Origin of the sequence: Brevibacillus panacihumi W25 (genome assembly GCF_000503775.1) — a bacterium.
GTDB classification, from domain to species: Bacteria; Bacillota; Bacilli; order Brevibacillales; family Brevibacillaceae; genus Brevibacillus; species Brevibacillus panacihumi_A.
Genome location: NZ_KI629782.1, coordinates 37,473 through 46,310, shown reverse-complemented (window position 1 = coordinate 46,310; position 8,838 = coordinate 37,473). Strand labels below are relative to the sequence as shown.

At 51.9% G+C, this 8,838-nt stretch carries 4 protein-coding genes; all 4 read left to right on the top strand.

Annotation, left to right across the window (positions count from 1 at the left end; translation table 11 throughout):
* Position 1 precedes the first annotated feature (1 nt).
* Genes T458_RS29830 through T458_RS29815 form a run of 4 tightly spaced genes read left to right on the top strand, consistent with a single transcriptional unit; the run spans position 2 to position 8,838 of the window.
* Positions 2-1,714 carry a condensation domain-containing protein gene (locus T458_RS29830; RefSeq protein WP_031305266.1) on the top strand — a complete coding sequence of 571 codons (1,713 nt, stop codon included), beginning with the start codon at positions 2-4 and terminating at the stop codon, positions 1,712-1,714.
* Positions 1,715-1,727: 13 nt separating this feature from the next.
* Positions 1,728-6,374, top strand: coding sequence for a type I polyketide synthase (locus tag T458_RS29825; protein WP_023554133.1), 4,647 nt, complete (start codon positions 1,728-1,730; stop codon positions 6,372-6,374).
* Positions 6,375-6,391: 17 nt separating this feature from the next.
* Positions 6,392-6,904, top strand: a complete 513-nt coding sequence (locus T458_RS29820) for a DinB family protein (protein WP_171819344.1) — start codon at positions 6,392-6,394, stop codon at positions 6,902-6,904.
* Positions 6,901-8,838 (top strand): CocE/NonD family hydrolase, encoded by a 1,938-nt coding sequence (locus T458_RS29815; RefSeq protein ID WP_023554131.1) that lies wholly within the window; start codon positions 6,901-6,903, stop codon positions 8,836-8,838. Before T458_RS29820 ends, T458_RS29815 begins: the two co-directional genes overlap by 4 nt.

Sequence of the window (8,838 nt, the reverse complement as noted above, 5' to 3'; positions counted from 1 at the left end):
CGTGGAAGATATCTATCCTTTGACACCGATGCAAAAGCTGATGCTCCTGCATACGTTGTCCTCTCCTGATTCCGATGTTCTAATCGACCAGTTCCGTTGCACGCTTTGCGGAAGCATGAATATTCCAGCTTTTCAGGCTGCCTGGCATCGGGTCGTCAGACGGCACACCATATTTCGCACATTGTTTTTGTGGGAGGGCCTGCATGAGCCAGTGCAAGTTGTGAGACAAGAGGCGACCTTGCCTTGGGAGTTTTATGATTTGCGCGGAATGCCAGAATCAGACCAGGAAACTATAGTTTCCAGAAGCCAACAGGAGCGTCAGAATCAAGGCTTTATACTGACCCAGGCTCCCTTGATGCAGGTTACCTTGTTCCAGTTGTCAGATCACCGCTTTGAGCTAATATGGACCTTTCATCATCTCATTGCGGACGGTTGGTGTCATTCTCTTGTCCTGCAGGAGGTCTTTCAGTCCTATGGTGCTTCTGCTCGAGGAGTCGCTCTGGACGAAACCCCCACGGTACCCTACCTTTCTTATATTGCCTGGCTGCAACAGCGGGATCACGAGGAAGCCAGGGCGTTTTGGCGGGAGTACTTGGCCGGATTCACGGAGCCAACACTGGCGATTCCAAACAGCCAGATACGGATGAGGAATACCGCAGGTTTCCGCGAATACCAGACTGCCCTGACACCAGAGGATACCCAACAGATCGGGCGAAGTACGCGCGGGCACCAGGTTACGCTGACCTGCCTGCTCCAAGCCGCATGGTCATTCGTCCTCGCACGTCATACACAAAAAAATGACATCGTATCGGGTTCCACGGTATCCGGGCGACCACTTGATCTGCCCGGTGTTGAAAGCATGATCGGAATGTTGATCAACAATATTCCGATTCGAGTCAGGGTAGATGGTGATCGCCCAGTGGGGATGTGGCTGAGAGAACAGCAGCAAAAGCAATTGGAAATGCGGGAGTACGAATATATGCCACTCGGGGACATCCTGCAATGCAGCACCATCAAGCGGGGATCGCCTTTATTTGAGAGCTTGGTGGTCGTAGAAAATTATCCGGTCGGCCAACTGGCCCAACAACAAGATGCCGGATTTCGCATCGAGAACATCCGGGACAATCTCAAAACCGGATATCCGATAACGATTGTGGCTATCCCGGGGACAGAGCTCCAGTTCCGCGTGCTTTATCACGAAGAACTATTTTCTGTTCCGGACATTCGCCAGCTTGCAGAAGACCTGCTGACCATGTTGCGAACATTGGCAAAGGGAGAGGCAGAAACGGTAGGGGAAGCAATCGCCTGCATTCCTGCTCGATCGGAGCTGTTACGCTTTCCCTTTCCGGCGACCGAACCAAAAGCATTACCGGCATTTCGACTCTCACCGTCAACAGACACAGAGCGTACCATAGAGGCTGTGCTTGGGGAGTACCTCCAGTTGGATGCGATCGCATGTGACGAGCACTTTTTTGATCTGGGCTGCACCTCACTTCTGTTGGTTGAGATTCATGCCCGTCTGCAAAAGGAGCTGTCCCGTACCTTTCCCTTGGTGGATATGTTTACTTACCCGACGATCGAGGCGCTTGCCCGCCATCTGACTCCTGCGTCAATGGCAGAGAAACCATCCAAGGTGGCATCCGCATCGAATCGCGGGCAGATGCAGCGGGAGGCCATGAACCGGCAAAGACAGTTGATGTTGAAGAAAAAATGAGGTGGAAATCACGATGAGTATGGACGATACCCAAGCGTATCTTGGAGGAGTTGCCATAATCGGCATGTCGGGACGCTTCCCGGGTGCGCAAAGCGTCAGTCAGTTTTGGCAGAATCTTGTGAACGGCAGGGAAACGATTACGTTTTTCAGCAAAGAGGAACTGCTCGCAGCAGGAGTTGCGGAAGAACTGATCAACCATCCCGACTTCGTGCCAGCACAAGGAGTGCTAGAGGGGATTGAATGGTTTGACGCCTCTTTTTTTGGCTTCTCTCCTCGGGAAGCAGAGCTGCTTGATCCGCAGCAGCGATTGTTTCTGGAATGCGTATGGGAGTCGCTGGAAATGGCGGGCTACTCTCCCTATGATACGGAAGCCATCATCGGTGTATTTGCGGGAGCCCCTTCCAGTACCTATTTTCTTCACAATCTTCTGCCCAATCTGGAGCATTTGAGCTCGAGCGGAGCCTGGCAAATTGCCATCGGAAATGAGAAGGACCACATGCCTACGCGCACATCCTACAAGCTGAATCTGAGAGGACCAAGCGTCAACGTCAATACCGCCTGCTCAACGTCTCTAGTCGCAACCCATCTAGCTTGCCAAAGTCTGCTCAGCTACCATTGCGACATGGCGCTGGCGGGCGGCGTGACGATCAAGGTTCCGCAGCATACGGGCTATCTCTATCAGGAGGGCTGGATCGCTTCACCTGATGGCCATACTCGTGCTTTTGACAAAAACGCGCAAGGCTCCGGGTTTGGAAATGGGGTCGGAGTCGTTCTCTTGAAGAGGCTTGAAGACGCAATCGCCGACCGCGATTTGATCTATGCTGTGATCAAGGGCTCCTCCATCAACAACGACGGTTCCAGCCGCGTCGGATATACAGCTCCCAGTGTAGAAGGACAAATCGAAGTCATTGCTACAGCTCAGGCTGTCGCACAGGTTGAACCAAGAACGATTGACTACATTGAGACACACGGTACGGGAACTGCACTGGGAGATCCCATTGAAGCTTCGGCATTGATCCGCGTTTTTGAGGAAAATACCGATGAAAAGCAGTTTTGTGCACTCGGTTCGGTCAAAACCAACGTCGGTCATCTCGATTCTGCTGCCGGTATGGCAGGATTGATCAAGACAACCATGGCGTTGCACCATAAACAAATTCCTGCAACCCTTCATTTTCAGGAACCCAATCAACAAATTCCGCTCGCAGACAGCCCGTTTTACATCAATACCGAGCTGATGGAATGGAAAAGCAGCGAGGGTCCACGCAGGGCGGGAATAAGCTCCTTTGGAATCGGAGGAACGAATGCTCATCTAATCCTCGAAGAAGCCCCGCCTCGGGAAAAAACAGGATCTTTTCGTCCGCATCAACTGATTTTGCTTTCGGCTAAAACAAAGGATGCATTAGAACAAATGACAGATCGTCTGATCCGTCATATGGAAGAACAGCCACAGCAATCGCTTGCTGAAATCGCCTATACACTTCAGACAGGCAGAGCTCATTTTCCCCACCGTCGAATGCTTGTTTGCCAGACAGCGAAAGAAGCAAGGGAGAGGCTTGCCTTACGAGACGCAAGGAGAGTCTTGTCAGGTGAAATGAGCGGCACGAATAAGGAAGTAGCCTTTTTGTTTCCCGGCCTCGGAGAGCAGTATGTGAACATGACTTTGGGATTATACGGTCAAGAGCATGTGTTTACGCAAGAAATCGATCATTGCAGCGAACTCCTGAAACCACACTTGGGGGAGGATCTGCGGAACATTCTGTTTCAACCACAACAGCAAAAAGAGGTAGAGACATCCGAGCCCGGACGATTGGATCTGCGAAAGTTGCTCGGCCGAAGCCAGGAGGGAAATGATCCTGCACAGGAGTTGCTAAACCGCACAAAGTATGCGCATCCTACTCTCTTCGTTCTGGAATACGCCTTGGCACAACAGTGGATGGCATGGGGGATCAAACCCGCAGCGATGGTCGGCTACAGCATTGGCGAGTACACAGCTGCTTGCCTATCCGGTGTGATCAGCAAGGAAGACGCGCTGTACTTGATCGCCAAACGGGCAGAGTTGATCGAAACCCTGCCTCCCGGTGCCATGCTCGGGGCACCGATGTCCGCTGACGAGCTAATTGAACTACTGAAACCGGGACTGTCACTGGCGGCAGACAATGCTCCCGACCTGAGTGTAGCAGCAGGACCAGTTCATCTTATCGCTGCTCTCGAAGCAGAATTGGCCATGCGTGAAATTCCAACACGTCGATTGCAGACAACCCATGCGTTTCATTCTGCTATGATGGAGCCCCTGCGAGATGCCTTTCAAAGCATGGTGGCAGGCATCCGACTACATCCTCCGCAGATTCCTTATGTGTCGACGGTCACGGGGACGTGGATTACACCAGATGAGGCGACGGATCCCCGTTATTGGAGTGAGCATATGTGCAAGCCTGTGCGCTTTGGAAAAGCCGTACGCTCCCTTCACGAAGCATTCCCGGGTCAGGTCTGGCTGGAGGTTGGTCCTGGACACTCGCTGGGAAATCTGGTTATGCACAATGAGGAGGCGCTGTCCGGTGAAAGGCCAGCTGTGATTCCAACAGTCCGACACCTATACGATCTCTCTTCTGACGCTGAATTTCTTCTTCAGTCGATCGGCAAGCTCTGGCTCGAAGGGGTACGATTCGATTGGCATCATTATTGGGGAGAGGACAAGCCCTATCGCGCAAGCCTCCCCACTTACCCATTCGAAAGGGAGAGGTACTGGGTGGATCCTGTGGTGGCAAGAGAGGAGAAAAATGCGACCACAGTAGATGTCCGACTAGCGGTGAAAGATTGGTTTTCCTATCCCATTTGGGAGCAAAACGTGCAACCGGAGCGTCTTCCGCTGGAAAAACAGGCATCAGGAAAGACTCGGTGGCTCTTCTTTGCGAATGAATCTTTCGTCAGTCGGCATGTTCACACCGTACTGCGACAAGAGGATTCTGAGGCGGAAGTTTACACGATTTTCGCAGGGACGGATTATAAGCAAGCCGGACCCTATGAATTTACGATTGAGCCGGACAATCCAACACATTACGAAATGCTGGTGAAAGCTCTGCACAGCGGTTCCAGCCCGTTTCCTTCTCGAATCGTGCATGCCTGGCACGTGGACCACGACGAGGAGTCGAATGAGGAGATCACTTGGCCGCATGCGTTTTGGCAGCAGCAACGGCTCGGGTTTCGCAGCCTGCTTTCCCTGACACAGGCCATGTCCAGGCAACATGTCGATCAGAACTGCATGATTTCCGTCATCACCTCAGGATTAAGTGATGTGACCGGAGATGAAATACTTGTTCCCGAGAAATCAACCTTGCTCGCTCTACTCAAGGTCATTCCGCAAGAGTACCGGAACATGACATGCAGACATATCGACATCCCCGTAGCCCTTGCAAACAAAAGGGGAACGGAACGTTTACTCGCACAGCTGACGGAGGAAATTCTGTACCCGTCTGTGGATCCGACCGTTGCCTTGCGTGGGGCTCGCCGGTACCGGCAAACCTATGAAGCCGTTTCCTTGCCCAAGTCCGACACTACTCCTGCCATTCTTCGTCAGGGAGGAGTGTATCTGATCACAGGCGGATTGGGCCGCCTCGGGATGCTATTCGCTGATTATCTGGCGCAACAAGTACAGGCAAAGCTGGTCCTCACTGGCCGCACCATCCTTTCTGCGCTTGAGAATGAGGATAATCGTGGCTGCGAAGGGGACCAGTCACTTCGGGCGATCATCGAAAAATGGCAGAGCATCGGGGGAGAGGTGCTAATGCTGCAGGCAGATGTTGCATCTCTTGAGCAGATGCGTGCGGCAGTTGCTCAGGCAATCCATCGCTTTGGGCGCATCGATGGCGTAATTCATACAGCAGGTATCATGGGAGAAGCGGCTCATGCAGACATTCTGGATACGGATGAAGAGATGATCCAAAAAAATTTCTTGCCAAAGGTGCAGGGATTCTACGTCTTGCAGGACGCTCTGAAGGATGTGCCGCTTGATTTTACTCTCTATTTGTCTTCCTTATCTGCCACATTGGGGGGACTGGGAGCATCAGCATACGCGGCGGCTCATACTTTCCTGGATTACGCAGCTAGAAATTCGAGTCATGCAAAATCGTCCCCGGTGATCAGTGTCGATTGGGATGGAGCGGCAACGGATACTGAAACACTAGACGCGATAGATCGCATATTTGCAGCCAAGAGTCACGAGATACCACTAATCGTGTCTACCCGGCGGCTGAGCGATATGGTGAAAAAATGGCTCACTTCCGCACCTGATCCGCTTCATTCGGAAAAACAGAGCATCTCTACAGGCTCATCCTACGCCCGTCCACACCTGAAAAATGCCTATGTAGCGCCGCAAACCGAACTCGAGCAGCTGATTGCCGCGATTTGGAGCCCCTTGCTCGGCATTGAGCAAATCGGCGTCCATGACCGCTTTTTCGATCTTGGAGGAGACTCGTTGATCGGTACGCAATTGATATCTCGACTTCGTGCTACGTTTGAAATCGATCTGACACTGCGCATGCTGTTTGAAATCCCTACAGTGGCTGAGCAGGCTGCCTTAATTGAAGAAATACTTTTGTCTAAGGTAGAAGCGCTCGACGAAACCATCGTATCCAGCATGGAGACAGAATACATGAAGAATTGATGAAAAGAGGGATCGCCATGATTCATGGGGCAGAAGTGTTGAACAAATTTCTTGCCTTTCGTGACAACTACGTCTTGCTGCTCGGCATGGACGAAGGTTTGCTCAATGTACCGATGCAGGAAGGGAAGTGGTCCATTGTCGATACCGTCAACCATTTGCTTGGTTGGGATCAATACCTGCTTCATTCGGTTTTGCCGGATATCAGAACTGGCAATCAGGTTTCTTTTCCCGATCACGATATATTCAATCGTCAATCGACGGAATCGATCGCCGGTGTCAGTGCGCACGATGTCCTTTCAGCAGCAATCCAGCTCCGAGAAGAACTGGTGAACCAAGTCAATAATCTGACTGACGATCTTCGCAGCAAGCCTGTCACCGTCAATGAAAACAGCCATTGTCCCCATACCCAAGAAGCCTATACGCTGCTTTATCTCATCGGGGAATTCGTAGAGCATGACTGGCACCATCAAAAACAAATCGATGCCTATCTGAGCCGATCCGCTCATGTTGCGAAGGGGAACGGGGCATGAAGCTGAGGGTACGAAATCTGCAAAAATGCTTCTGGACACTACTGATTCTCGCCAGTCTGCTAACTGTTCCTCTGGGGACTCCGATTGGCGTTCTCGCCAATTCTGCTGGTGAGACGGAACTGGTTTCCACGCATGGCATGTACAAAGGCTATTCGCAAAAACGATACGACGAGTGGGTAAAGACTTCTCAATATGTCACCATGCCTGATGAAACGAAGATCGCAGTGGATATTTTTCGTCCATCCATCGGAGGGGTTCCGGTAGGGGAAAAGCTGCCAGTGCTCTGGACACATGCCAGGTATCACCGCTCATTTGAAGGTCGGACCATGCTTGAAGCAGATCCCTGGCTTAAGGAATTGCTTTTTCACGGCTATGTGATTGCAGTTGCAGATGCGAGGGGGAGTGGTGCTTCCTTCGGGAGTCGCTACGGGGAATTCATGGAGCAGGAAGCCCGGGATGCGTATACCATCACTGAATGGCTTGCATCTCAGCCATGGTCGTCAGGCAGCGTCGGCATGTACGGAAAATCGTATTTGGGGATCTCCCAGCTGTTTGCCGCCAGTGAGCATCCCCCTTCGCTGAAGGCGATTTTCCCTCAAATGACCATGTTCGATTCGTATGGCTTCCTGTATGACGGAGGCGTATTCAAGAAACCCTTCCTGGAGCTTTGGGGAAATCGGGTAAACCATCTCGACAAAATGGTACCAGGGGCAAAAGTCGATGAGGACCGAGATGGAATTCTGCGGGACCAAGCCATGAAGGAACATCAGCAAAACGTCGATCCCTATACCCTTTGGTCCCGGATGCCGTACCGCGACAGTCTGGATGCGGGAACCAAACAGGCTCTGTATGAAACCCGCAGCCCATCTTCCCGATTAAAGGAAATCAGCAGCTCCCAGGTGCCCGTATATCACTTGACTGGCTGGTATGACCTCTGGGTCAAGGATGCATTCCTTTTATACCAAAATTTGGATAACCCACAAAAAATTATGATCGGTCCCTGGAGCCATGGGAACAAGCAAGGAATTGTTCAAGAACACTTACGCTGGTACGATTACCACCTCAAAGGAATTGACAATGGCATCATGAAGGAGGACCCAATCGTTTATTACACCATGAGCTCGAGTGGCAAAGGAGGCTGGCGTACGTCAAAAGAATGGCCTTTGCCTGAACAGAAGCCGATGAGGTTTTATTTCGGACCAGAGCTTGCTAAACATCCACAATTTGTCCATCAAGGAAGCCTTCGCATACAACCGCCGACAAGCAGTGGACAGGATTTGTACACGGTGGATTACACGACTACGTCTGGACCCGGCTCACGCTGGAACAACGGAGCGGGGGGAGATTTTCACTATCCCGATATGACCACCAACGATCAGAAGGGTTTGACTTACACGACACCGCCGCTTACTGCCGACCTGGAGGTGACTGGCCATCCTGTGGTCAGCGTGACGGTATCATCGCCCGTCGAGGATCTGGACCTGTTTGTCTATCTGGAGGATGTCAATGAACAGGGGTATTCCCGCTATATCACCGAAGGATCATTGCGCGCATCCAGCCGAAACGAAACAAAGCTGCTTTATGACAATCTGGGTCTGCCTTTTCATCGAGGTAACCAATCGGACAAGCAGCCACTCCCGTTGAACAAGCCAACCGAGATGAAACTATCGCTGCTGCCGACCTCCTACATCTTTGAGGAAGGCCACCGCATACGCATTACCATTACGGGAGCCGATGCAGACAATGCGCTCACTGAAGTGATCACACCCTCACCGACGATTACGATGTGGCGCAGCCAGGATCATCCATCCTACGTCGAACTCCCCGTCATTCCCAAAAGGTCGGCGAGAAACGTATGCGGAATCCTGCAAGGACATCCATTGATCAAGTTGGGCACACTGTCGCTCTCCTGCACAAAGCCAGAGGCTTCCTGA

Excerpts from the sequence above, each read along its gene's own strand:
- T458_RS29815 (WP_023554131.1), top strand. The coding sequence starts at position 6,901 with ATGAAGCTGAGGGTACGAAATCTGCAAAAATGCTTCTGGACACTACTG.
- T458_RS29825 (WP_023554133.1), top strand. The coding sequence starts at position 1,728 with ATGAGTATGGACGATACCCAAGCGTATCTTGGAGGAGTTGCCATAATC.
- T458_RS29820 (WP_171819344.1), top strand. The coding sequence starts at position 6,392 with ATGATTCATGGGGCAGAAGTGTTGAACAAATTTCTTGCCTTTCGTGAC.